The sequence below is a fragment of the Mycobacterium sp. NTMscope_MAC_12 genome, from assembly GCF_976985675.1.
This window is the reverse complement of sequence record NZ_CDRJYY010000001.1, coordinates 2,885,996-2,910,301: the sequence shown is the minus strand read 5'-3', so window position 1 is coordinate 2,910,301 and position 24,306 is coordinate 2,885,996. Positions and strand designations below refer to the sequence as shown.

Here is a 24,306-nt window from a genome sequence, read left to right as displayed (position 1 = left end):
GGGTGACTAGCGTAGGAACGCGATGAGTATCGACCCCGATCAGATTCGCGCCGAAATCGATGCCCTGCTGGCCCGGCTGCCTCAACCCGGCGACCAGGAGGATCCCGAGAAGGCGCCCTCGCTCGACGAGCTCCAAGAGATCGCGCGCCGGCTCTCCGAGGCGCACGACGTCCTGCTGGCCGCGCTGGAGTCGGCGGAGAGGGGCTGAGTGCGCGCATGTCTCGACGCGCCCGCGTTGACGCCGAGCTGGTGCGGCGCGGCCTGGCCCGGTCGCGTCAGCAGGCCGCGGAGTTGATCGACGCCGGCAAGGTCAGCATCGACGGGATGCCCGCGCGCAAGCCCGGCACCGCCGTCGCCGTCACCGCCGCCCTGACCGTGGTCACCGACGGCGAACGCGGCTGGGTCTCGCGCGGGGCGCACAAACTCATCGGCGCCCTGGACGCCTTCGGGATTTCCGTCGCGGGCCGCCGCTGCCTGGATGCCGGCGCGTCGACGGGCGGCTTCACCGAAGTCCTGCTGGATCGCGGGGCCACCGAGGTGGTCGCCGTGGATGTGGGATACGGCCAGTTGGCGTGGTCCCTGCGCAGCGATGCGCGGGTCGTCGTCGTCGAGCGGACCAACGTTCGCGACCTGACACCCGAGGCGATCGGCGGGCCCGCCGACCTCGTCGTGGCCGACCTGTCGTTCATCTCGCTGGCCACGGTGTTGCCGGCGCTGGCTGGATGCGCCGCACCGAACGCGGATATCGTTCCCATGGTGAAGCCACAGTTTGAGGTGGGGAAGGGCCAGGTCGGTGCGGGCGGTGTGGTGCACGACCCGGGCCTGCGCGCCGACGCCGTGTCGTCCGTCGCGCGCCGCGCCGCCGAGCTGGGTTGGCACACCGTCGACGTCACGGCGAGCCCGCTACCGGGTCCGTCGGGCAACGTCGAATACTTTCTTCGGCTGCGCGCCCGGGCCGATCGTCCGCTCGTCGGCGACGCCCTGGTGGCGGCGGTGCGGCACGCGGTGGAAAGCGGGCCGCAGTGACTCCAGCCGAACGTACCGTCTTGATGGTCGTCCACACCGGCCGCGAAGAAGCCACCGAGACGGCCCGCCGCGTACAGAAAACGCTGGGCGACAACGGAATCGGGCTCCGGGTGCTGTCCGCCGAGGCGGTCGACAGGGGACCGTTGCACCTGGCCCCCGACGACATGCGGGCGATGGGTGTCGAGATCGAGGTCGTCAACGCCGACCCGCAGGCCGCCGAAGGCTGCGAACTGGTGCTGGTCCTCGGCGGCGACGGGACGTTCCTGCGGGCCGCCGAGCTGGCGCGCAACGCCGACATCCCGGTGCTGGGCGTGAACCTCGGGCGGATCGGCTTTTTGGCCGAGGCCGAGGCCGAAGCCATCGACCGGGTGCTGGATCACGTTGTCGCACAGGACTACCGGGTGGAGAACCGCCTGACGCTCGACGTGGTCGTGCGCCAGGGCGGGAAAGTCTCCGCGCACGGCTGGGCGCTCAACGAAGTCAGCCTGGAAAAGGGTCCCCGGCTCGGCGTGCTCGGGGTGGTGGTCGAGATCGACGGGCGGCCGGTGTCCGCCTTCGGCTGCGACGGCGTCCTGGTGTCGACGCCGACGGGCTCCACCGCCTATGCGTTCTCCGCGGGCGGTCCGGTGCTCTGGCCCGACCTCGAGGCAATCCTGGTGGTACCCAACAACGCTCACGCGCTGTTCGGTCGCCCCATGGTCACCAGCCCGAACGCCACCATCGCGATCGAGGTGGAGGCGGACGGCCACGACGCCCTGGTGTTCTGTGACGGCCGCCGGGAGATGCTGATCCCCGCCGGCAGCCGGATCGAGGTGAAACGTTGTGACACGGCGGTGAAGTGGGCCCGGCTGGACAGCGCCCCGTTCACGGACCGGTTGGTGCGCAAGTTCCGGCTGCCGGTGACCGGGTGGCGCGGAAACTGACGGCGCAGCACAGGATCCTGACTGAATGCTGACTGAAATCCGTATCGAGTCGCTCGGGGCGATCAGCTCGGCGGTCGGCGAGTTCGACCGCGGCCTGACCGTGCTGACGGGGGAGACCGGGACCGGAAAGACCATGGTGGTCACCGGGTTGCACCTGCTCGGCGGCGCCCGCGCCGACGCCACCCGGGTCCGGTCGGGGGCCGAGCGGGCGGTCGTCGAAGGACGTTTTGCCACAGCCGATCTCGACGAGGCCATGGTCGCGAAGCTCGACGAGATGCTGGACGCGTCGGGCGCGGAACGCGACGAGGACGGCAGCGTGATCGCGCTGCGCTCGGTCAGCCGTGACGGGCCGTCGCGGGCCTACCTCGGCGGGCGCAGCGTGCCCGCAAAGTCACTGGGCGACTTCACCGCCGGGCTGCTGACCTTGCACGGGCAGAACGACCAACTGCGCCTCATCCGGCCCGAGGAGCAGTGCGGCGCGCTGGACCGGTTCGCCAAGGCCGGGCCCGCGCTCGAGCGGTACTGCAAACTGCGCGACGCCTGGTTGTCGGCGCGGCGCGACCTGCTCGACCGCCGCAACCGCATGCGCGAGCTCGCGCTGGAGGCCGACCGGCTGACGTTCGCCCTCAACGAGATCGACGCCGTCGACCCGCAACCCGGTGAGGACGAAGCCCTGGTCGCCGAGATCGTGCGGCTCTCCGAACTGGACACCCTGCGCGAGGCCGCGGCCACCGCCCGCGCGGCGCTGTCCTCCGAGGAGACGGACGGCTCGGGCCTCAGTGCGACCGACAGCCTGGGAAAGGCAAGGGCCGCACTGGAATCCACCGATGACGCAAAGCTGGTGGCGTTGGCCGGCCAGATCGGCGAGGTGCTGACCGTGCTCGTCGACGCGGCGGGCGAACTGGGCGGGTTCCTCGAGGAGCTGCCGGTCGACGCCAGTGCGCTGGAATCCAAGCTGGCCCGGCAAGCCGAACTGCGCACCCTGACCCGCAAGTACGCCGCGGACGTCGACGGGGTGCTCGGGTGGGCACAGGAGTCGCGGCAGCGGCTGGCCCAGCTCGACGTCTCCGAGGAGGGGTTGGCGGCGCTGGCGGCCCGGGTCGATGAGCTCGGCCGCGAATTGGCCGGGGCCGCGGTCGATCTCAGCAACATACGGCGCAAGGCCGCCAAGCGACTCGCCAAGGAGGTCACCGCCGAGCTGTCCGGGCTGGCGATGGCTGACGCCCAATTCAGCATCGACGTGACGTTGGATGCCGCAACGGATGCCGCGTCGGCCTCCGACGACTCGGCCGCGCTGCGGCTTCCGTCGGGCGAGCTCGTCCGGGCCGGCGCCGACGGCGTCGACCAGGTCGAGTTCGGCTTCGCGGCGCACCGCGGCATGGACCAGCTGCCGCTGGCCAAGAGCGCCTCCGGTGGCGAGCTGTCCCGGGTGATGCTCGCCTTGGAGGTGGTGCTGGCCACGTCCCGCAAGGAGGCCGCGGGCACCACGATGGTGTTCGACGAGGTCGACGCCGGGGTGGGCGGACGGGCGGCGGTGCAGATCGGGCGCCGGCTGGCGCGGTTGGCGCGCACCCACCAGGTCATCGTGGTCACGCATCTGCCGCAGGTGGCGGCGTACGCCGACGTGCACCTGGTGGTGCATGCGGCCGGGCCGAAGGGGACCAGCGTGGTGCGGCGCCTGGGCGGCGACGAGCGGGTCGCCGAGCTGGCGCGGATGCTGGCCGGGCTGGGCGAATCCGACAGCGGCCGCGCGCACGCCCGCGAGCTGCTCGAGGCGGCGCAGAAGGACGAGATCTGAGGCCCGAGCGGCCGCCCCTTCTCCGCGAGCGTGGACGTGTGGCGGGCATCGACGGCGTGTCGCCGCATCAAGCCGACGTTCGAGACCGGTTCGGCACCCAGCTGTTACTAATGGGACTCTAGATAACTTCTGGGGCTAATGTTACGGCGCGCCTCCCCGCGTCGTCCGGGCATCACCGACAGAATCGCCCCCATGAAGATGTCAGGCCTGCTTTCCCGTAATCCCGCCCGGCCGGGCCTCGTCGGCACCGCGCGCGTCGACCGGAACATCGATCGATTGCTGCGCAGGGTCTGCCCCGGCGACATCGTCGTGCTCGACATTTTGGACCTGGATCGCATCACCGCGGACGCCCTGGTGGAGGCCGATATCGCCGCGGTCGTCAACGCATCCCCGTCGGTGTCGGGCCGCTACCCCAACCTGGGACCCGAGGTGCTGGTCAACAACGGGGTGACCCTGATCGACGAGGCCGGACCCGACATCTTCAAGAAGGTCAAGGACGGCGCCAAGATCCGCCTGCACGAGGGCGGCGTGTACGCCGGCGATCGCCGGCTGGTCCGCGGCACCGAACGCACCGACCATGACATCGCCGACCTGATGCGGGAGGCCAAGAGCGGCCTGTCGGCCCATCTGGAGGCGTTCGCCGGCAACACCATCGAGTTCATCAAGAGCGAGAGCCCGCTGCTGATCGACGGCATCGGCATCCCCGACGTGGACGTCGACCTGCGCCGCCGACACGTGGTGATCGTCGCCGACGAGCCCAGCGCCGAGGACGACCTGAAGTCGCTCAAGCCGTTCATCAAGGAGTATCAGCCGGCGCTGATCGGTGTGGGCACCGGCGCGGACGTGTTGCGCAAGGCGGGTTATCGGCCGCAGGTGATCGTCGGCGACCCGGACCAGATCAGCACCGACGCGCTCAAGTGCGGGGCCCAGGTCGTGCTGCCCGCCGACGCCGACGGGCACGCGCCCGGGCTCGAACGCATCCAGGATCTCGGCGTCGGGGCGATGACGTTCCCGGCCGCGGGGTCGGCGATCGACCTCGCCCTGCTGCTGGCCGACCACCACGGCGCCGCGCTGCTGGTGACCGCCGGCCACACCGCCAACATCGAGACGTTCTTCGACCGCACCCGCGCCCACAGCAACCCGTCCACTTTCCTGACCCGGCTGCGGGTGGGGGAGAAGGTGGTGGACGCCAAGGCCGTGGCCACCCTGTACCGCAACCACATCTCGGCGGGGGCCATCGCGCTGCTGGCGCTGACGATGCTGATCGCCGTCATCGTCGCGCTGTGGGTGTCGCGCACCGACGGCGTGGTGCTGCACTGGGTCACCGACTACTGGAACCACTTCTGCCTGATGGTGCAGAAGTGGGTGACCTAGATGATCTCGTTACGCCAACATGCGTTGTCGCTGGCCGCCGTGTTCTTGGCGCTGGCCGTGGGCGTCGTGCTGGGCTCCGGCTTCCTGTCGGACACCTTGTTGTCGAGCCTGCGTGACGAGAAGAAGGACCTGAACACCCAGATCAGCGGGCTCAACGACCAGAAGAACGTGCTGAACGAAAAGCTCAGCGCGGCAAACAATTTCGACACCCAGCTGGTCGGCCGGATCGTGCACGACGCGCTGGCCGGCAAGTCGGTGGTGGTGTTTCGCACCCCGGACGCCAAGGACGACGACGTGGCTACGGTGTCGAAGTTCATCGGTCAGGCCGGCGGCACGGTGACCGGGACGGTGTCGCTGACCCAGGAATTCGTCGAGGCCAACTCGGCGGAGAAGCTGCAGACGGTGGTGAACTCGTCGGTGCTGCCCGCCGGTCAGCAGCTGAGCACCAAGCTCGTCGACCAGGGTTCGCAGGCGGGTGACCTGATGGGCATCGCGCTGCTGGCCAACCCCAACCCCGCAGGTCCGGCGGTGCCAGAAGTGTCAGACACCCAGCGCAACACCGTGCTGGCGGCGCTGCGCGACACCGGCTTCATCACGTATCAGGCCACCGATCACATGGGCGCGGCCAACGCCGCGCTGGTCGTCACCGGCGGATCGCTGCCTCAGGACGCCGGGAACCAGGGGGCGAGCGTGGCACGGTTCGCGGCCGCGCTGGCCCCGCACGGCTCGGGCACGCTGCTCGCCGGGCGCGACGGTTCGGCGACCGGCGGTGCCGCCGTCGCCGTGGCCCGCGCCGACGCCGCCCTGAACTCCGCGATCAGCACGGTCGACGACGTGGACGCCGCGCCGGGACGCATCACCGCGGTGCTTGGTCTGCATGACCTGCTGGGCGGCGGTCACGCGGGCCAGTACGGCACGGGTCATGGGGCGACGTCGATCACGGTGCCGCAGTAGCGGGCGTGTTCAACGCCGCTCGGCGCCGTGGATGTTAGGGTGGGTTTCCGTGGGTCGGCAGGCCCATCTAGTTGTTCGCTAGAAACATTTTTCAAGCCCTGCCCGTCTTCACGGAGGTCGCCTGTTGCGAAAGCACCCGCAAACCGCCACCAAGCACCTCTTCGTCAGCGGGGGCGTCGCATCCTCGTTGGGTAAGGGATTGACCGCCAGCAGCCTCGGTCAGCTACTGACGGCGCGCGGGCTGTACGTGACGATGCAAAAGCTCGATCCGTACCTCAATGTCGACCCGGGCACCATGAACCCGTTCCAGCACGGCGAGGTCTTCGTCACCGAGGACGGCGCCGAGACCGACCTCGACGTCGGCCACTACGAGCGGTTCCTGGATCGCGATCTGTCCGGTTCGGCGAATGTCACTACGGGGCAGGTGTATTCGAGCGTCATCGCCAAGGAACGACGCGGTGAGTACCTCGGCGACACCGTCCAGGTGATCCCGCACATCACCGACGAGATCAAAGGGCGCATCATGGCGATGGCCCAGCCCGACGCGCAGGGCAACCGCCCCGATGTGGTGATCACCGAAATCGGCGGCACCGTCGGCGACATCGAGTCGCAGCCCTTCCTGGAGGCGGCCCGCCAGGTGCGTCACGACCTGGGCCGCGAGAACGTCTTCTTCCTGCACGTCTCGCTGGTGCCGTATCTGGCCCCGTCGGGCGAGCTCAAGACCAAACCCACCCAGCACTCGGTGGCCGCGCTGCGCAGCATCGGTATCACCCCGGACGCGCTGATCCTGCGCTGCGACCGCGACGTTCCCGAGGCGCTGAAGAACAAGATCGCGCTGATGTGCGACGTCGACATCGACGGTGTGATCTCCACCCCGGACGCGCCGTCGATCTATGACATTCCGAAGGTGCTGCACCGCGAAGAACTCGACGCCTATGTGGTGCGCCGGCTCAACCTGCCGTTCCGCGACGTCGACTGGACCGAATGGGACGACCTGCTGCGCCGGGTGCATGAGCCCCATGAAACGGTGCGAATCGCCTTGGTGGGCAAGTATGTTGAGCTCTCCGACGCCTACTTGTCGGTCACCGAGGCGCTGCGCGCCGGCGGTTTCAAGCACCACGCCAAGGTCGAGTTGCTCTGGGTGGCGTCCGATGACTGCGAGACCGGGCCCGGTGCCGCGGCGGCGCTGGCCGACGTGCAGGGTGTGCTGATTCCGGGCGGGTTCGGCATCCGCGGCATCGAGGGCAAGCTCGGCGCGATCCACTACGCGCGCGCCCGGGGCCTGCCGGTGCTGGGCCTGTGCCTCGGGCTGCAATGCATCGTGATCGAGGCCGCCCGCTCGGCCGGCCTGACCGAGGCCAACTCGGCCGAATTCGACCCGGACACACCGGATCCCGTCATCTCCACGATGGCCGACCAGGTCGACATCGTCGCCGGGGAGGCGGACCTCGGCGGCACCATGCGGCTGGGCGCCTATCCCGCCGTGCTGGAACCGGATTCGATTGTGGCCCAGGCGTATGGCGCGACGCAGGTGTCCGAACGGCACCGGCACCGCTATGAGGTCAACAACGCCTACCGCGACAAGATCGCGGAAAGCGGACTCAGGTTTTCCGGCACCTCACCCGACGGCCACCTGGTCGAGTTCGTCGAGTACCCGCCGGACGTGCACCCCTTCATCGTCGGCACGCAGGCTCATCCGGAGCTCAAGAGCCGGCCCACCCGGCCGCACCCGTTGTTCGTCGCATTCGTCGGGGCGGCCCTCGACTACAAAGCCGGCGAACGGTTGCCGGTGGAAATCCCCGAGCAGTCGTCCAACGGCATCCAGCATCGGGACAGCGCCGCGCGGCCCATACCTGAGCCCGCGTCCCGTGGCTGAGCACGTCTTCGAAACGGCGTCCTCCGAAACGCTGTACACCGGAAAGATTTTCGCGCTACGCAGCGACCGGGTGCGGATGCCGGGCGACACCACCGCCGTGCGTGAGGTCGTCGAGCACTACGGGGCGGTCGCCATCGCGGCGCTGGACGCCGACAACAACATCCCGTTGGTCTACCAATACCGGCACGCGTTCGGCCGGCGGCTCTGGGAGTTGCCAGCCGGGCTGCTCGACGTCGCGGGGGAGCCGCCGCAGCAGACGGCCGCCCGTGAACTCCACGAGGAGGTCGGCCTGCGGGCGGCCACCTGGCAGGTGCTGGTCGACCTCAACTCCGCGCCCGGCTTCAGCGACGAATCGGTGCGGATCTATCTGGCCACCGACCTGACCGAGGTGGGCAGGCCCGAGGCGCATCACGAGGAAGCCGACATGACGATGAGCTGGGTTCCCATCGCGGAGGCCGCCCGCCGGGTCTTCAGCGGCGACGTCGTGAATTCCATTGCCATCGCCGGGATCTTGGCGGCCCATGCCGTCACCGAAGGGTTCGCGCGGCCGCGGCCGGTGGACAGTCCCTGGATCGACAGGCCGACGGCGTTCGCGGCCCGAAAGGCCGGGCCATGACGACGGTGGCGCTGGATACCCAACTCCAGGGTTACCTCGACCACCTCACGATCGAGCGCGGCGTCGCGGCGAACACCCTGAGCTCGTATCGCCGCGACTTGCGCCGCTACACAAAACACCTGTCGGACCGCGGAATTCACGATCTGGCCAAGGTGGGCGAGGACGATGTCAGCGAGTTCCTGGTGGCGCTGCGCCGCGGCGACCCCGAGACCGGGGCGGCGGCGCTGTCGGCGGTGTCGGCGGCTCGGGCGCTGATCGCGGTGCGCGGCCTGCACCGCTTCGCCGCGGCCGAAGGGCTGGCCGAACTCGACGTGGCGCGCGCGGTCCGCCCGCCCACGCCCGGCCGCCGGCTGCCCAAAAGCCTGACCATCGACCAGGTCCTGGCGTTGCTGGAGGGTGCGGGGGGCGAGAGCCCGGCCGACGGCCCGCTGACCCTGCGCAACCGCGCGCTGCTGGAACTCCTGTACTCCACCGGCGCGCGCATCTCCGAAGCCGTCGGCCTCGACGTGGACGACGTCGACACCCAGGCCAGGTCAGTGTTGTTGCGCGGCAAGGGCGGTAAGCAGCGACTGGTCCCGATCGGGCGGCCCGCCGTGGCCGCGCTGGACGCCTATCTGGTGCGCGGGCGTTCGGATCTGGCGCGCCGCGGGCGCGGGACGCCGGCCATCTTCCTCAATGTGCGTGGCGGGCGGCTGTCGCGCCAGAGCGCGTGGCAGGTCCTGCAGGACGCGGCCGAGCGCGCCGGGATCACCTCGGGGGTGTCGCCGCACATGCTGCGGCATTCGTTTGCCACCCACCTGCTCGAGGGCGGCGCCGACGTGCGCGTCGTGCAGGAGTTGCTCGGGCACGCCTCGGTGACGACGACGCAGATCTACACAATGGTGACCGTGCACGCGCTGCGCGAAGTGTGGGCCGAGGCCCACCCGCGGGCGCGGTAACCCCCGCTCGGGCGCGGTAACCCCCGCTCTTTTCAGCCCAGGTATTCCGACTCCAGCACCAGGTCGGCCATCAGCGACTGGTACTCGAGGTGGGTCTTGTGTTCGACGGTGTTCCACAGTCTGTCCTGCTGTTGGCGCATGTACGCGCGGTACTTCGGCGCGCCCGGCACCCGCACGTTGTCGGCGACCACGATCGACCCCGGATGCAGCCAGCCCCGATCGAGGATGCTCTTCAGGTCGTCCAGGTAGGCGTCCTTGTCGTGATCGAGGAACACGAAATCGAGTGCGCCGGCGGCAAACCCGTGATCGGCCAGCGCATCCAGGGTGCGGCCACCGTCGCCGACGGTCCCGACCACACAGGTCACGCGGTCGGCGACGCCGGCATGCGCCCAGATCTGGCGGGCGTTGGCCGCGTTGGCCTCGGCGAGTTCGACCGAGTACACCTTCGCCTTCGGCGCGGCCCGGGCGATGCGCAGCGCGCCGTAGCCGCAGTAAGTGCCCAATTCGAGGGCCAGCGCCGGATCGGCGCGCCGCACGGCGGCGTCGAGCAGCAGCCCCTTCTCGTCGCCGACGTTGATCAGCATCGACTTCTCGTAGGCGAACTTGTCGATGGTGGCCAGCACGTCGTCGACGTCGCCCGCCCGGGCGTTGCGCAGGACGTACTCGACGGCGGCCGCTTCGCGCCCGTCACCGATCTGACCCGTGGTGTTGATGTTCTTGACCCCGGGGGCCATCCGCCAGACCGACCACCGCAGCAGGGGTATCCGTCGCTTGAGATCCATAGGGGCCACGATAGGCCGATCGCCGACAGTGCTAGCACCGGCGACAGCATTTTTCGGCAGGCGCATCGCCCCCCCAAACTGGTGCTGCTGTGACTGGAGTGAATAGGCTGTCGGGATGTGCGTTTCACCACCGATTTCCCCTCGTATTGGCTGGTTAATTGCCTGCGGGTCGCCGGGTTTCGGCGCGCGGACCCGTTAGACTTTCGGTCGATGTTCACCTCCCGAACACCCCCGCCATGACCGAGCAGCCGGACAACGGCGTCGAGCTCGGCCTGACCGGGCGGCCGCCGCGGGCGATCCCGGAGCCACAGCCGCGCACCTCGCACGGCCCGGCCAAAGTCGTCGCCATGTGCAACCAGAAGGGTGGCGTCGGGAAAACCACGTCGACCATCAACCTGGGTGCCGCGCTCGCCGAGTACGGCCGCCGGGTGCTGTTGGTGGACATGGATCCGCAGGGCGCGCTGTCCGCCGGCCTGGGCGTCCCGCACTACGAGCTGGAAAAGACCATCCACAACGTGCTGGTGGAGCCGCGGGTGTCGATCGACGACGTGCTGCTGCAAACCCGGGTCAAGCACATGGATCTGGTGCCGTCCAACATCGACCTGTCGGCAGCCGAGATCCAGCTGGTCAACGAGGTGGGACGCGAGCAGACGCTGGGCCGGGCGCTGCACCCGGTGCTGGATCGCTACGACTACGTGCTGATCGACTGCCAGCCGTCGCTGGGCCTGCTCACCGTCAACGGCCTGGCCTGTTCCGACGGGGTGGTGATTCCCACCGAGTGCGAGTACTTCTCGCTGCGCGGCCTGGCGCTGCTCACCGACACCGTCGACAAGGTACGCGACCGGCTCAACCCGAAGCTGGAGATCAGCGGGATCCTGCTGACGCGGTACGACCCGCGCACGGTCAACTCGCGCGAAGTGATGGCCCGGGTGGTGGAGCGGTTCGGCGACCTGGTGTTCGACACCGTCATCACCCGAACCGTCCGGTTCCCGGAGACCAGCGTGGCCGGCGAACCCATCACCACGTGGGCCCCGCGATCCACCGGGGCCGTCGCCTATCGCGCGCTGGCCCGCGAGTTCATCGACCGATTCGGCGCGTGAACGCGACCGCAAATGGTGAGGCGCCCCAACAGAATGGCTTTCAGGTCCGCCTGACCAATTTCGAGGGGCCGTTCGATCTGCTGCTGCAGCTGATCTTCGCCCATCGCCTCGACGTGACCGAGGTGGCGCTGCACCAGGTCACCGACGACTTCATCGCCTACACCCGCGAAATCGGTCCCCAGATGGAGCTCGAGGAGACCACCGCGTTCCTGGTGGTGGCCGCCACCCTGCTCGACTTGAAGGCCGCCCGGTTGCTGCCGGCCGGGCAGGTCGACGACGACGAGGACCTGGCGCTGCTGGAGGTGCGCGACCTTTTGTTCGCCCGGTTGCTGCAGTACCGCGCGTTCAAACACGTCGCCGAGATGTTCGCCGAGCTGGAGGCCACCGCGCTGCGCAGCTACCCGCGCGCCGTGTCGCTGGAGGACCGGTTCACCGAGCTGCTACCCGAGGTGATGATCGGCGTCGACGCCGACCGCTTCGCCCAGATCGCGGCGATCGCGTTCAGCCCGCGGCCCGTCCCGACGGTGTCGGTGGCCCACCTGCACGAGGTGCAGGTCTCGGTTCCCGAGCAGGCCAAGAAGCTGTTGGCGATCCTTCAGGCGCGGGGCAGCGGGGCGTGGGCGACGTTCTCCGAGCTGGTGGCCGACTGTGAGGCGTCGATGGAGGTGGTCGGGCGGTTCCTGGCGCTTCTCGAACTGTATCGGTCGCGGGCGGTAGCATTCGACCAGTCAGAGCCGCTTGGCGTGCTCCAAATTTCGTGGACCGGGGAACGTCCGGTCAGTGAAGCCTTGGTAGAAGTGCGGGACGAATCATGAACGGCGCCGGTGACGACGCAGAGCGCAGCGATGCGGAGGAACGGCGCTTCGGCACTGCCGGTGACGACGCAGAGCGCAGCGATGCGGAGGAACGGCGCTTCGGCACTGCCGGTGACGACGCAGAGCGCAGCGATGCGGAGGAACGGCATCTGAACGGTGCCGGACCCAGCGACGACATCGATCCCGACGTCGACCTGGATTCCGACCTCGACGTCGGCATCCCGGACATCGCCGAGGCCGCGCCGATGGAGTCCGAGGAACTCGGCTCCGTGCTGGAGGCGCTGCTGCTGGTGGTGGACACGCCGGTCACCGCGGAGGCGCTGGCGTCGGCCACGCAACAGCCGGTGTATCGGATCGCCACCAGGCTGCAGGAGCTGGCCGAGGAACTGACCGCCCGCGACAGCGGGATCGACCTGCGGAAGAACAGCGAGGGCTGGCGCATGTACACCCGCGCCCGGTTCGCGCCGTATGTGGAGAAGCTGCTGCTGGACGGGGCGCGGTCCAAGCTCACCCGGGCCGCGCTGGAGACACTGGCCGTGGTCGCCTACCGCCAGCCCGTGACACGCGCGCGGGTGAGCGCGGTCCGCGGCGTCAACGTCGACGCCGTGATGCGCACGCTGCTGGCGCGCGGCCTGATCACCGAAGCCGGGGTGGACGACGACAGCGGCGCGACGACGTTCGCCACCACCGAGCTCTTCTTGGAGCGCCTGGGGCTGACGTCGCTCGCCGACCTGCCCGACATCGCGCCGCTGCTGCCCGACGTGGACACGATCGAGGACCTCAGCGAATCCCTGGACAGCGAGCCACGTTTCATCAAACTTTCCGGTGGCCAGGCGGCCGACCCGGCGCTGACGTTCGACGTGGACCAGGATTGATGGTCGAAGCTGAGGGGATCCGGCTGCAAAAGGTGTTGTCCCAAGCCGGAATTGCGTCGCGGCGGGCCGCCGAGAAGTTGATCATCGAGGGCCGCGTCGAGGTCGACGGGCAGGTGGTGACCGAATTGGGCACCCGCGTCGACCCGGACGCCTCGGTGATCCGTGTCGACGGGGCCCGGATCGTCCTGGACGATTCGCAGGTGTATCTGGCGCTGAACAAGCCGCGCGGCGTGCACTCGACCATGTCGGACGACCGCGGCCGGCCGTGTATCGGTGATCTGATCGAACGCCGAGTTCGCGGTAACAAGAACCTGTTTCACGTCGGTCGGTTGGACGCCGACACCGAAGGGCTGATCCTGCTGACCAATGACGGCGAACTCGCGCACCGGCTGATGCATCCCTCCCACGAGGTGCCCAAGACCTATCTGGCCACGGTGACCGGGTCGGTGCCCCGCGGGGTCGGCAAGGCGCTGCGCGCCGGGATCGAGTTGGACGACGGGCCCGCGCGGGTCGACGAGTTCGCGGTGGTGGATGCGATCCCGGGCAAGACGCTGGTGCGGGTCACGTTGCACGAGGGCCGCAATCGCATCGTGCGTCGGCTCCTGGCGGCCGCCGGATTCCCGGTGGAAGCGTTGGTGCGCACCGACATTGGACCCGTGTCGCTCGGCAAGCAGCGGCCGGGCAGCTTCCGGGCGCTGGGTCGCGACGAGATCGGGCAGCTCTACAAGGCGGTGGGCCTGTGAGTGGGGTTGTGGTGGCCATCGACGGCCCGGCGGGGACCGGAAAGTCTTCGGTGTCAAAGGGATTGGCGCGCGCCTTAGGAGCCCGCTACCTCGACACCGGGGCGATGTACCGGATGGTGACGCTGGCCGCGTTGCGTGCGGGCGTCGATCCGGGCGACGCCGACGCGGTCGGCCGGATCGGGTCGACAGCGCAGCTGTCGGTGGACGGCGATCGGTGTTTCCTTGGCGGAGAGGATGTTTCGACCGAGATTCGGGGGGATGCCGTCACCGGCGCCGTCTCGGCGGTGTCGGCGGTGCCCGCGGTGCGCGCCCGGCTGGTCGAGCTGCAGCGTGAGATGGCCGCTGGGCCGGGCGATGTCGTCGTCGAGGGCCGCGACATCGGCACCGTCGTCCTGCCCGACGCACCGGTAAAGATATTTTTGACCGCGTCCGCCGAAACGCGGGCGCGTCGGCGCAACGATCAGAACGTGGCGGCCGGGCTGGCAGACGACTACGACGCCGTGCTCGCCGACGTCCGCCGCCGCGACCATCTGGATTCCACCCGGGCGGTGTCGCCGCTGCGGGCGGCCCCCGACGCGGTGATCGTCGACACCAGTGAGATGACCGAGGCGCAGGTGATCACCCACCTACGGGACTTGGTCAAGCAGCGAAGCGGGGCGGTGCGGTGACTCAGGACGGCACGTGGAGCGACGAAAGCGACTGGGAATCCGTCGAATTCGGCCTCGACGAACAGGAGGAGGCCGGCCCGGCGCCCGTGGTGGCGGTGGTCGGCCGGCCCAACGTCGGCAAGTCGACGCTGGTGAACCGGATTCTGGGCCGTCGCGAAGCGGTGGTTCAGGACATCCCGGGCGTCACCCGCGACCGGGTCTCCTACGACGCGCTGTGGACCGGCCGGCGGTTCGTCGTGCAGGACACCGGGGGATGGGAGCCGGACGCGAAGGGGCTGCAACAGCTGGTGGCCGAGCAGGCCTCGGTGGCCATGCGCACCGCGGATGCGGTGATCCTGGTGGTGGACGCCGTCGTCGGCGCCACCTCGGCCGATGAAGCCGCCGCCCGGATCCTGCTGCGGTCGGGAAAGCCAGTGTTCTTGGCGGCCAACAAAGTTGACAGCGACAAGGCCGAAGCGGACGCGGCGATGTTGTGGTCGCTGGGGCTCGGTGAGCCGCACGCGGTCAGCGCGATCCACGGCCGCGGGGTCGCCGACCTGCTCGACGAGGTGCTGGCCGCGCTGCCCGCGGTGTCGGAGGTGGGGCCCAAACCCGGTGGGCCGCGCCGGGTGGCGCTGGTCGGTAAACCCAACGTCGGCAAGAGCTCGCTGCTGAACAAGCTGGCCGGCGATCAGCGCTCGGTGGTGCACGATGTCGCGGGGACGACGGTGGACCCGGTGGACTCGCTCATCGAGCTGGGCGACCGGGTGTGGCGGTTCGTCGACACCGCCGGGTTGCGGCGCAAGGTCGGTCAGGCCAGCGGACACGAGTTCTACGCCTCGGTGCGCACGCACTCGGCCATCGACGCGGCCGAGGTGGTGATCGTGCTGATCGATGCGTCGGACCCGCTGACCGAACAGGATCAGCGGGTGCTGTCGATGGTCATCGAAGCCGGCCGGGCTTTGGTGCTGGCCTTCAACAAGTGGGATCTGGTCGACGAGGACCGGCGCGAGTTGCTGGAGCGTGAGATCGACCGCGAGCTGGCGCAGTTGCGGTGGGCGCCGCGCGTCAACATCTCGGCCAAGACCGGCCGCGCCGTGCAAAAGCTGGTGCCGGCGATGGAGACCTCACTGGCGTCGTGGGACGCGCGGATCGCCACAGGCCCACTCAATTCCTGGCTGAAAGAGGTGGTGGCCGCCACCCCGCCCCCGGTGCGCGGCGGCAAGCAGCCGCGCATCCTGTTCGCCACCCAGGCCACCGCCCGGCCCCCGACGTTCGTGTTGTTCACCACCGGGTTTCTCGAGGCGGGGTATCGGCGTTTCCTGGAGCGCCGGTTGCGCGAGACCTTCGGTTTCGAGGGGTCGCCGATCCGGATCAACGTGCGGGTGCGCGAAAAGCGGGGTGCCCGGCGGCGCTGAGCGCTGGGCGTTTGGAAGGTGGCGCCTCTCCCGAACCGAGTGGTGACTCTCGAATCCGATAGCGCATGCGCTAGCACGTTTGCGCATCACCTCATGGTGCCGAGAGATACCGGGCCTTCCACGAATGGGCGCCTGGCGGATTGGCGGAGCGCTTGCGGTAGGCTTTCGACCTGCTGCCGGTGGAACCACTGGCGCGCGGGCTGTGGCGCAGTTTGGTAGCGCACTTGACTGGGGGTCAAGTGGTCGCAGGTTCAAATCCTGTCAGCCCGACCAGAAAGGACGTGTCTTGATCTGCGGTGACGCGATTAGGTCAGGATGAGATGACGCGGAGTTGGGGACCACTTGGGGACCACAAGTGCCGCTCAAGCAGGTCGCCCGCATTGATGGCGGATTGCCGGTCGGGGTGCAGATAGCGCTGGGTCGTTGTCAGCGCTCCGTGACCGGCGATCTTGCGGAGGATGTGTACCGGGACACCTGCATCGGCCATCCACGTCAGTCCCGTATGCCGTAAGCCATGGCGCGTGAGCTTTTCGTAGCCGAGCTGGGTGACCACGGCGTCCCAAGAGGTGGCGTCGCGCAGCGTGGCTGTGGTGATCCTTCCGCCCCTGGGGCCGACGAAGAGTCGCGCATCGGGGTTGCTTGCGACGACGTCCATCCGTCGCTGGACGAGTTCGCGGACAGCCGGGATCAACGGGACTTCGCGCACGTTTGCCCTTAGTGTTCTTGTCCACCAAGCCACCCGGCGATGGGGTGGTCTGACGGCGCACCGTCCATATCCACTCGTGGGTGTTGATGTCGCGCACCAGGCATCCGGCCACTTCGCCGATGCGGGCGGCGGTGCACGCCTCGAAGATGACTGCGTCACCCCAACCCCGATAACGGCCCGCCGACCGGGGCGACGAGTGCATCGGCGAGGGTGGTGAGGGCAGTCCAGTTCGGGAGCGCAAGTGCCCGTGGATCATCGAGTTCGTCCTCGGCGAGCTTGTATTGGCGCTGCCAACCGGAGACTCGAGCCGGATTGCGGTCAATGATGCCGTCTCGCAGCGCTTGTTCCATGATGCGGACGAGCACGGCGAGGCTGTTCTTGACAGTTGATCGACTGCATTCGTCCGCGATCCACGCGTGCACAGCTCGATCCACTGCACCGGTGGTGACCATGGCAATGGGCAGGTGCCCAAGCGTCGGGACAACGCGTTTGCGCCAGCCGGCCAGGTAGGGATCGGTGGTCTTGGACTCAAGCCCCCGCAGCGCCAATGCCATGTTCGTGGTGCCGTATTCCGCCAGCGTCGTCGTGGCCGTCTTCGGGTCGACCCCGTGCGCCGCGGCGCGTTCCATCCGGGCGGCCCAGTCGACTGCGGCCTCACGCGTTGCAAAGGACGCGGATTTCGAGGTCCGGCTCTTGGTGGCCGGATCGATCCAGCGCACCCGAGCGCGGAAGGGGGCGGCCCGGGTGGGGCGCTCCTCGATGTCAACCGATAGCGAAACACCAAGCGGCAGTGCGAGTTCGTCGACCATCACGCGACCTCACAGGCTTGGGTCTGGAACGCACAGCCATCCAACCCATTTCATCCGCGTACGTACGCTGCGGACATAGCCACCCTGGCGACAACCCTCTTCGGGGAGACGCTGTGCTACCTGGAGGAGTTCTCTCACCTCATCATTCGCAACAAGGTGCTGGTAACGATCACAACGCAGAAACACACCGTGCTCGGTTGCTGGGCGGACGATCCCCGCCCGATGCCAGACGCGCTGCAAAACGAGCTTCTCTATCGGGAAATGCTGGGATGGGCTGCTCCGATGACGTTCTGGCCCTTGCCTATTGCGGCGGATTGCCAGGCGGCGGGTAGACACCCCGCAGGATCCAGGGGAACCAATTGATGCCGAACTCGAGCTCGTCGCTGGCGTCATAGTCGGGGCTGGGATCGATCGGTATATTGGTCTCGCTTTGCGCTGCGCCCATGGGCGACACTTCATTTGCCCCGGTGCCGGCCGGTTGTACGGGCTGTCCATAAACAGCCACGACGACGGTGCGATCCGGGCTGTTTTCCGACCAGACTCCCATCTGGGAATTGGCGCAGTTGGACATGATGGCGTTGTAGCCGGGGTTGTAGTACCACCGGTTGATCAAATCGTTTCCGCTGATTGCGATGGATTGGTTGATCGCCACCGTTTCCGCGGCCTGACCGTGGAAGCCTGCCGCGTTCGCGCGGTCCTGGGGGGTGGATCCGTCTGAGCCGATGTCGCCGTCGAGGTTGCGGTTGTTCAGCACATCCCTACTGTGCCGCTGCGCGGCGAGTTGCAGCTGTGGGTTGATCCTGACGTCGTTGGTGCAGCCTGCCTGATGCTGCATGGTGTAGACGTTGGCAACGACACCGTCGTTAAGGCGTTTGTTGTTCGGTATGAGCGTGTTGTTGTCATTATCCGCATGCGCGGCAGGGGCATACAGCAGGGCGCTGGTGGCGACTAACAACAAGGCGCGCGGTGTCAGCGGCCGATACTGCATGTCGTTTCCTCCTTGTCCGCCACCGAGTAGGCGGAGGCCGGTGGCGCGCTGCGGAAGCGCCTACGACCAATTACTGCCTTGGCCATGGTGATTGCGCCACAGTTCGGCCCTTGCTTTCGAGCGACCAGAATTAGACAGACATATTACGCTTTAGCCGCCACGAAGCAAGGAGAGCTTTCGCTCAGGTGGATCATCGGGGCCGCTCTCGCGACCGCCCGAACGCGGCGCATCTGCTCAACCACTGTCGCCGGGCTGAGTGCCAACTGGGTTGGTTCGTGATCGGCGGCAACGGGCTAACACGCGACCCGGATTGCGAATGTGCCTGTTGTCCGCACGCTGGGGTGGTCGGTGTCGAACCCGTCGGCGGTACCACGGATCATGTACGTCTGACCCGTCATACTTACGCCGGCGTTGCCGTCGAGCCCTTTCATGTAGCTCCCGGTGAAACCGCCCAAGTTAGTGATGCTGACGGATTTGGCAGTGAGCCCAGTTTCGTTGGATATCAGTGCCGTAACGCCTGCAGCCGTGTCACCAGTAGTGATCGTCGTTAATGCTCCTATTGGCGAGCACTTCACCGAAGTCGTCGCCGGGAGTTCCTTATCGTTAATCGTCACCCTCGCGGTTCCTGCGGCCAGTGCGTCCGACGGAGGCGAGGCAAGGGGCGCCGATGAGCACGCCGCGATACCCGATGCGACCAGAGCCGCCGCCGTCGTGTTGAAGAACCGTTTCTGCACGAGCCCGCCTCGGTTTCGTCTCGTCACTTCTGCCCAACCTTCCGCTAGAGAAATGTAGCCGCCGCGAGGGCCACCGGTGATGAATCGCTCAACCAACAATGGCGCCTGCACGCCGATCCCGCTACGCCCGAGGAGTCAGTGAGGCGACGAGCAGGTTCCGCAGCAGGCCCTCGTCACCACCGTCTTCGGGACTAGCCGGTTCAGCAATGAGGCTGAAGTTGATCCGGACAATCCAGCGGGCAAGGGTGCTGGCTGGTAGGTCGCGCCGAATCTCGCCGGCAACCGCAGCGGCCTCGAGCCGCCGCACGAGCGTGTCAGCGAGTTTGGCTCGCCACAACTCGGAGCCTTCGGCGGCGTGATAGGCGACACCGAGCGCTTGATGTTCTTCGATCAGCGATCGCATTATCGGTGAGCTGCGGGCGATGTCGGTGCCCCGCAGGCATGCTGCGACGAGCTGAGTCATAAATGGGTCGTCTGTCTGCCAGCATCGTTCAACGGCTTCCGCGGTGGCGGCGAGGACCCGCACAAAGGAGGCAGCCAGCAGGGCGTCTTTCGTTGGGAAGTAGTAGTACACCGTCGACCGGTGCACGCCTGCGCGCCGCGCGATGTCGCTCATCCGGGTGCGTACCGGGCCTTTGTCCGCGTAGCAGGCATCGGCTGCGGCGAGTAGCCTTCGGCGCGCCTCGTCCTCATCAGCAGGTGAGTCGGCGCCCCACGACCGCGCGCGGTGTTTCTCGGGTCGAGCGGTCACAAGAGCACACTATGGGTTTCCTGGCATTCCGGTGACGCACTTCGCAGTTACGGTCGGACACCTTGGTCGAAGCATCCGTCGACCGACCGTAATCAGGAGGACACGCAGGCAGGCGCACCATCGCGGTCATATCCGGACCGACTCGGCAACGGATATACAGTGGGCGCGGCTCGCCGCCGTGGAGCATCTGACGGGTGTCGTCCGGCTCATCAGCAACGTGTTTAAACCAGCTAATGGTCTAATGAGATAAATAGATAAATGTTTTGCTGTTGTGAGCTAATGCCCGACGCGGCTCATTCGCATGCTCCTCTTCTGCTCGGCCGACACCCTAAGCCGAGACGGGTTGACCGACTAGCCTGTTGGCGGAGAAAAATTGCCGAATCTGTTCGAGGGTGGCGCAAGCGGCAAGATTTGAGGGCAACTCGGCGTTGCAACCGCACCGCCGACGCCAGCGAACACCCGCGCAGCCCAAAAGTGCTGGTCATACGTCCGGCGGGCTGCCAACCGTTCGGTGGCTTTGAGGCCGGCGCCACCATGTGCGACGTGGTACGCCTCCTGCGGTGCGCCGCTTCGCACTCGGGCCGCAGCGCCCCAGGTTGAGATACAGAGCGCGAATTTACCACCATTTATCTTCTCGGCTCGCAACTATTCGATGTCTGCGCGATGCGTGACTAAATAAGGTTTAGAAGCATCGAGTGTCTGCACAAATAAGCTTTTTATTTTAGTTGCGGTAAGTCCTATTTGTGTGCTCACAAGAAATCTTGGCGCAAAGTGCGGCGTGCCAATATATTCTGATCTTAGAGGCGACCAAGTTGATGAAAAAGATTGATCTCAGCGAATGACTGAAAGCTAAAGATACCGGTTTCACTGATCTGGAACGGATGCTCCGGCTCGGCTATGTGCGGCACGGTCGTGCCCTGGGGGCCCACTCTATGAGACCTGCGCTTAAGGGTTTCACCTGCTGGAGGGCGTAGCGGCCGGCGCCGACCAAGGAGCGCGTGATCGATCAGGTTCATCAAAGATTGCGACATTTGTATTGACTTTGTCGGAAGCTCACAGCAAAGCAGTCATAGTTCGACAGATGTCTACCGAATCTGGGTTATAGAGAATAAAAGCGGTTTATGTTGCTCTCCATGAAAGTCGTGGTAGCGTCCCGCTGTGCCGTGGGCCACACTGTGGAACGGGTGCACATGCATAAACCGCTACGGAGAGGATTCATCCGCTCAAATGTCGGGCGAGGATAGAACGGGAGCCTTAGTGGTCGCGACGGAAACTAGGCCTGACCCGCCGGCCACCAGTTTGCGGACTGGGGGCATCGACCCTAGGCCGGAGACCTACACCAAGCCGCTGCGCGAGGTCGGCAGCTTCTTCGCGTTGTCGCTGGACATCGCGATGCAAATGGTGCGTCCGCCCTTCGCCTGGCGAGAGTTCATTCATCAGAGTTGGTTTGTGGCCCGGGTGACCATCTTCCCGACCGTTGCCGTGTCGATCCCCTTCAACGCGTTCGCCGTCTTCATCATCAACATCCTGCTGGTCGAGATCGGCGCCGCTGACCTCTCCGGCACCGGCGCTGCGCTGGCGTGCGTCGTGTACATCGGCCCGATATCGACGGTTCTGGTCGTCGCGGGTTGTGGCGCCACCGCGATGTGCGCCGAATTGGGGGCCCGCACCATCCGCGAAGAAATCGATGCCATGCGGGTGATGGGAATCAACCCGGTCCAGCGACTGCTAGTGCCGAGGGTTCTTGCGCTCACTGTCAACGGGCTACTGCTGAATGCCATCAACACGATCGTCGGTCTGGTGACCAGCTACTTCTTCTCCGTCGGCTTCCAACATGTCAACCCCGGTTCCTACGCGGCGAGCTTGACACTGCTCGTCGGGGTCACCGAGGTCGTCATAGCGTTCGTCAAGGCAACACTTTTCGGCGTGATCGCCGGCTTCATCGCCTGCTACAAGGGCACCACTGTGGGCGGAGGCCCGCAAGGCGTCGGCAACGCGGTCAACGAAACCGTGGTGTACACGTTCATGGCTTTATTTGTGATCAACGTGGTGCTCACCGCAGTCACGACGAAGGCGACGATGTGAGCGCCGCCCCCGCCGGACTGCGGCTGCCGCGGCTGATGAATACCGTGCGTGGCCTGATCAACGAGTGGAATCGGCTGGGAAGCCAGACTGCGTTCTACGTCAGGGCACTGGGCTTCATGTGGGAAGCCGTTGTCCGCTACAAAGTGGAGACGCTGCGACTGATCGCCAACATGAGTCTGGGTGTTGGTGCGCTGGCCGTGATCGGCGGCACCGTGGTCATCGTCACCACCTTGACGATGTCTGTCGGTGGACTTGTCGCCATCCAGCTATTCCGGTCGTTGTCCGATGTGGGGGTCCAGGCGTTGAGCGGTTTTGCCTCCGCTTACATCAACACGCGTCTCGCCGCGCCGCTGGTCGCCTGTATCGGCCTCGCGGCCACTATCGGCGCCGGTGCCACTGCGCAGTTGGGCGCCATGCGAATCAACGAGGAGGTCGACGCGCTCGAGGTGATGGGCATCCGCACAATCACCTACCTGGTCTCCACCCGGGTGGTGGCCGGTGTGGTCGTCGCAGTTCCTTTATGGTGCATGGCCTCGCTGGCCGGCTATATGGCCACGCGGACCCTTGTCATTTTCGCGTATGGGCAGGCTCCCGGGGTCTACGACCACTACTTCCACACCTACCTGCAGCCGAAAGACCTTATCTGGTCGATGCTGCAAGTCATCGGGACGGCCACATCGATCATGTTGGTACACACCTATTACGGTTTTAACGCCTCTGGCGGCCCTGCGGGCGTCGGTGAGGCGGTCGGTCGTGCGGTACGCGCATCCCTGGTCGTTGCGGTAGCGGTGACTTTGGCGGTGGCGATGGCCGCCTACGGTGTGTCCGGCGACTTCAACCTGTCGGGATAGCGACGATGACAAGGAAACGGCGCGAGGCCGGCCTGCACCCGGCGCTGTGGACGGTGATCCTTTTCGCCTTCATCATCGGCGCGGTTGTGCTGACGCTAGGGGCGTTCAACAGAGACTTCAGGCCGTACGCCAGGGTGACCCTCACCTCGGACCGGTCGGGCCTGGTCATGGAACCCGGCGCGAAGGTGAAGTTGCGCGGTGTCCAGGTCGGCCGGGTGGCGTCGATTCAGCAGGGCGACCCGGTGAAACTTCAGCTGGAACTGTACCCAGAGCAGCTCAAATACATTCCCTCCAACGTCGGAGCCGAGATCACCGCCACCACAGCGTTCGGCGCCAAGTATGTCGACCTGCTCACCCCCACCGACCCGAGCCCGAAGCGGCTGACGGCCGGAGCGGTGGTGGAGTCACGCAACGTGACCACCGAAGTAAACACGGTGTTCCAGAATTTGGTGGCGGTGCTGAACAAGGTCGACGTCGCCAAACTCAACGGTGTCCTCACGGCGCTGGCCGAAGGGCTTCGCGGCAAGGGTCCGGCCATCGGCGAGGCGACCACCGACCTCAACCAGGTCCTGACGGAGATCAACCCCCGCAGCGAAACCATCCGCGCGGATTTCCATGCGCTGAAGGGGTTCAGCGACACCTACGCCGCAGCCGCACGCGACATTGTGACGGTACTGGACGCTGCCAGTGCGACTAGCTCCACCATCACCAACAACGCCAAGCAGCTTGACTCGTTGCTGCTCGACGTCACTGGACTTTCCCGCAGCGGGGTCAACCTGCTCGGTCCGAACAAGGACAACCTGGTGCACGGCATTAACCTGCTCGAGTCGACCACCAGCCTGTTGATGAAATACAACCCGGAACTGACCTGTTTGCTGGTCGGCGGCAAGAACGTCGTTGATTTCGGCTTCTTGGATGTTGCCGGTGGCCGCAACGGCTTCTCGGTGATCCTGGACGCCGGACTGCTATTGGGCGACGACACATACAGTTTCCCCGAGAATCTGCCGATCAACGGCATCAAGGGCGGCCCCGGAGGCCAGCCCGGTTGTGGATCGTTGCCAGACGTGTCGAAAAACTTCCCGCAGCGCTACCTGGTCACCAACTCGGGGTGGGGCACCGGGATGGATGTGCGTCCTAACCCCGGTATCGGCTTCCCGGGCTACGTCGATTACTTCCCCGTCACCCGCGGAACACCGAAACCGCCCAGCCTGCGCCACCCGGGAGGTCCGGCTCCCGGCCCGATCCCGTACCCGGGTGCACCACCGTACGGGGCGCCGATGTACGCCCCGGACGGAACGCCGCTGTATCCCGGGCTGCCGCCGGCGCCCCCGCCGGGCAGGCCTCGGGAACCGGGGCCGCCGCCGGCCGGATCCGAACCGTTCTTGCCCGCAACACCGGGCGGACCGCAACCAACATGCGGACTGGTCACCGGGCCGTGCGAGGCGCCGCCACCGCCGCCGTTTGCCCCAGCGCCCTAACGGCCGAAAGTCATAGAGG

Annotated in this window: 24 protein-coding genes and 1 tRNA gene; 19 read left to right on the top strand and 6 right to left on the bottom strand. The window is 66.9% G+C overall.

What is annotated here, in order from left to right; all coding sequences use genetic code 11:
* Positions 1-22: 22 nt before the first annotated feature.
* From AC0KS4_RS13405 to xerD, 9 genes are all read left to right on the top strand, one after another.
* Complete coding sequence (locus AC0KS4_RS13405; RefSeq protein WP_225328504.1) at positions 23-208, top strand: hypothetical protein; 186 nt, start codon at positions 23-25, stop codon at positions 206-208.
* Positions 209-216: 8 nt separating this feature from the next.
* Positions 217-1,026 (top strand): TlyA family RNA methyltransferase, encoded by an 810-nt coding sequence (locus AC0KS4_RS13400; RefSeq protein WP_225328505.1) that lies wholly within the window; start codon positions 217-219, stop codon positions 1,024-1,026.
* Complete coding sequence (locus tag AC0KS4_RS13395) at positions 1,023-1,949, top strand: NAD kinase (protein ID WP_225328506.1); 927 nt, start codon at positions 1,023-1,025, stop codon at positions 1,947-1,949. Before AC0KS4_RS13400 ends, AC0KS4_RS13395 begins: the two co-directional genes overlap by 4 nt.
* Positions 1,950-1,974: 25 nt before the next feature.
* On the top strand, positions 1,975-3,747 hold the full coding sequence (gene recN / locus AC0KS4_RS13390; RefSeq protein ID WP_225328507.1) for a DNA repair protein RecN: 1,773 nt from the start codon (positions 1,975-1,977) through the stop codon (positions 3,745-3,747).
* Between the two features lie 192 nt (positions 3,748-3,939).
* The gene (gene steA, locus AC0KS4_RS13385) at positions 3,940-5,121 is read left to right on the top strand and encodes a putative cytokinetic ring protein SteA (RefSeq protein ID WP_225328508.1); all 1,182 of its coding nucleotides are present in this window, start codon (positions 3,940-3,942) and stop codon (positions 5,119-5,121) included.
* Positions 5,122-6,075 (top strand): copper transporter, encoded by a 954-nt coding sequence (locus AC0KS4_RS13380; protein WP_225328509.1) that lies wholly within the window; start codon positions 5,122-5,124, stop codon positions 6,073-6,075.
* Positions 6,076-6,199: 124 nt separating this feature from the next.
* The gene (locus tag AC0KS4_RS13375) at positions 6,200-7,951 is read left to right on the top strand and encodes a CTP synthase (protein WP_238956111.1); all 1,752 of its coding nucleotides are present in this window, start codon (positions 6,200-6,202) and stop codon (positions 7,949-7,951) included.
* On the top strand, positions 7,944-8,567 hold the full coding sequence (locus AC0KS4_RS13370) for an NUDIX domain-containing protein (RefSeq protein ID WP_238956110.1): 624 nt from the start codon (positions 7,944-7,946) through the stop codon (positions 8,565-8,567). Before AC0KS4_RS13375 ends, AC0KS4_RS13370 begins: the two co-directional genes overlap by 8 nt.
* Positions 8,564-9,505, top strand: coding sequence for a site-specific tyrosine recombinase XerD (gene xerD, locus AC0KS4_RS13365; protein ID WP_225328512.1), 942 nt, complete (start codon positions 8,564-8,566; stop codon positions 9,503-9,505). Before AC0KS4_RS13370 ends, xerD begins: the two co-directional genes overlap by 4 nt.
* A gap of 32 nt (positions 9,506-9,537) precedes the next feature.
* Here the strand turns inward: xerD and AC0KS4_RS13360 are convergent, their stop codons facing one another.
* The gene (locus tag AC0KS4_RS13360; protein ID WP_225328513.1) at positions 9,538-10,287 is read right to left on the bottom strand and encodes an O-methyltransferase; all 750 of its coding nucleotides are present in this window, start codon (positions 10,285-10,287) and stop codon (positions 9,538-9,540) included.
* Positions 10,288-10,523: 236 nt separating this feature from the next.
* Here AC0KS4_RS13360 and AC0KS4_RS13355 point away from each other — a divergent pair, with 236 nt between their 5' ends.
* From AC0KS4_RS13355 to AC0KS4_RS13325, 7 genes are all read left to right on the top strand, one after another.
* On the top strand, positions 10,524-11,387 hold the full coding sequence (locus tag AC0KS4_RS13355; RefSeq protein WP_225328514.1) for a ParA family protein: 864 nt from the start codon (positions 10,524-10,526) through the stop codon (positions 11,385-11,387).
* Positions 11,384-12,202 (top strand): segregation/condensation protein A, encoded by an 819-nt coding sequence (locus AC0KS4_RS13350; RefSeq protein ID WP_225328515.1) that lies wholly within the window; start codon positions 11,384-11,386, stop codon positions 12,200-12,202. Before AC0KS4_RS13355 ends, AC0KS4_RS13350 begins: the two co-directional genes overlap by 4 nt.
* A complete protein-coding gene (scpB, locus tag AC0KS4_RS13345; protein ID WP_238956109.1) occupies positions 12,199-13,077 on the top strand; it encodes an SMC-Scp complex subunit ScpB in 879 nt (292 codons plus the stop codon). Before AC0KS4_RS13350 ends, scpB begins: the two co-directional genes overlap by 4 nt.
* Positions 13,077-13,820 carry a pseudouridine synthase gene (locus AC0KS4_RS13340; RefSeq protein WP_014380296.1) on the top strand — a complete coding sequence of 248 codons (744 nt, stop codon included), beginning with the start codon at positions 13,077-13,079 and terminating at the stop codon, positions 13,818-13,820. The genes scpB and AC0KS4_RS13340 overlap by 1 nt, the downstream gene beginning before the upstream one ends.
* Entirely contained in the window at positions 13,817-14,488 is a 672-nt protein-coding gene (cmk, locus tag AC0KS4_RS13335) for a (d)CMP kinase (RefSeq protein ID WP_225328517.1), read from the top strand. The genes AC0KS4_RS13340 and cmk overlap by 4 nt, the downstream gene beginning before the upstream one ends.
* Positions 14,485-15,885: a ribosome biogenesis GTPase Der gene (gene der, locus AC0KS4_RS13330; RefSeq protein ID WP_225328518.1), complete on the top strand. Its 1,401-nt coding sequence runs from the start codon at positions 14,485-14,487 to the stop codon at positions 15,883-15,885. The genes cmk and der overlap by 4 nt, the downstream gene beginning before the upstream one ends.
* 196 nt (positions 15,886-16,081) lie before the next feature.
* Positions 16,082-16,158 (top strand) — tRNA-Pro (locus AC0KS4_RS13325).
* 37 nt (positions 16,159-16,195) lie between these two features.
* Here the strand turns inward: AC0KS4_RS13325 and AC0KS4_RS13320 are convergent.
* The 5 genes from AC0KS4_RS13320 to AC0KS4_RS13300 form a co-directional block, all read right to left on the bottom strand.
* Positions 16,196-16,591, bottom strand: coding sequence for a tyrosine-type recombinase/integrase (locus tag AC0KS4_RS13320; RefSeq protein WP_238956108.1), 396 nt, complete (start codon positions 16,589-16,591; stop codon positions 16,196-16,198).
* A gap of 155 nt (positions 16,592-16,746) precedes the next feature.
* A complete protein-coding gene (locus AC0KS4_RS13315; protein ID WP_238956107.1) occupies positions 16,747-17,400 on the bottom strand; it encodes a hypothetical protein in 654 nt (217 codons plus the stop codon).
* A gap of 301 nt (positions 17,401-17,701) precedes the next feature.
* Complete coding sequence (locus AC0KS4_RS13310) at positions 17,702-18,388, bottom strand: CAP domain-containing protein (protein ID WP_014385063.1); 687 nt, start codon at positions 18,386-18,388, stop codon at positions 17,702-17,704.
* 293 nt (positions 18,389-18,681) lie between these two features.
* Positions 18,682-19,122, bottom strand: a complete 441-nt coding sequence (locus tag AC0KS4_RS13305) for a lipoprotein LpqH (protein ID WP_064939660.1) — start codon at positions 19,120-19,122, stop codon at positions 18,682-18,684.
* Between the two features lie 121 nt (positions 19,123-19,243).
* A complete protein-coding gene (locus tag AC0KS4_RS13300; protein ID WP_064939662.1) occupies positions 19,244-19,873 on the bottom strand; it encodes a TetR/AcrR family transcriptional regulator in 630 nt (209 codons plus the stop codon).
* A gap of 1,299 nt (positions 19,874-21,172) precedes the next feature.
* Here AC0KS4_RS13300 and AC0KS4_RS13295 point away from each other — a divergent pair.
* The 3 genes from AC0KS4_RS13295 to AC0KS4_RS13285 are packed head-to-tail and all read left to right on the top strand — an operon-like array spanning position 21,173 to position 24,287.
* Positions 21,173-21,958, top strand: a complete 786-nt coding sequence (locus AC0KS4_RS13295; protein ID WP_014385060.1) for an MlaE family ABC transporter permease — start codon at positions 21,173-21,175, stop codon at positions 21,956-21,958.
* 35 nt (positions 21,959-21,993) lie between these two features.
* On the top strand, positions 21,994-22,809 hold the full coding sequence (locus AC0KS4_RS13290; RefSeq protein WP_051019785.1) for an ABC transporter permease: 816 nt from the start codon (positions 21,994-21,996) through the stop codon (positions 22,807-22,809).
* A gap of 5 nt (positions 22,810-22,814) precedes the next feature.
* The gene (locus AC0KS4_RS13285) at positions 22,815-24,287 is read left to right on the top strand and encodes an MCE family protein (RefSeq protein WP_064939666.1); all 1,473 of its coding nucleotides are present in this window, start codon (positions 22,815-22,817) and stop codon (positions 24,285-24,287) included.
* The last annotated feature ends 19 nt before the right edge of the window (positions 24,288-24,306 follow it).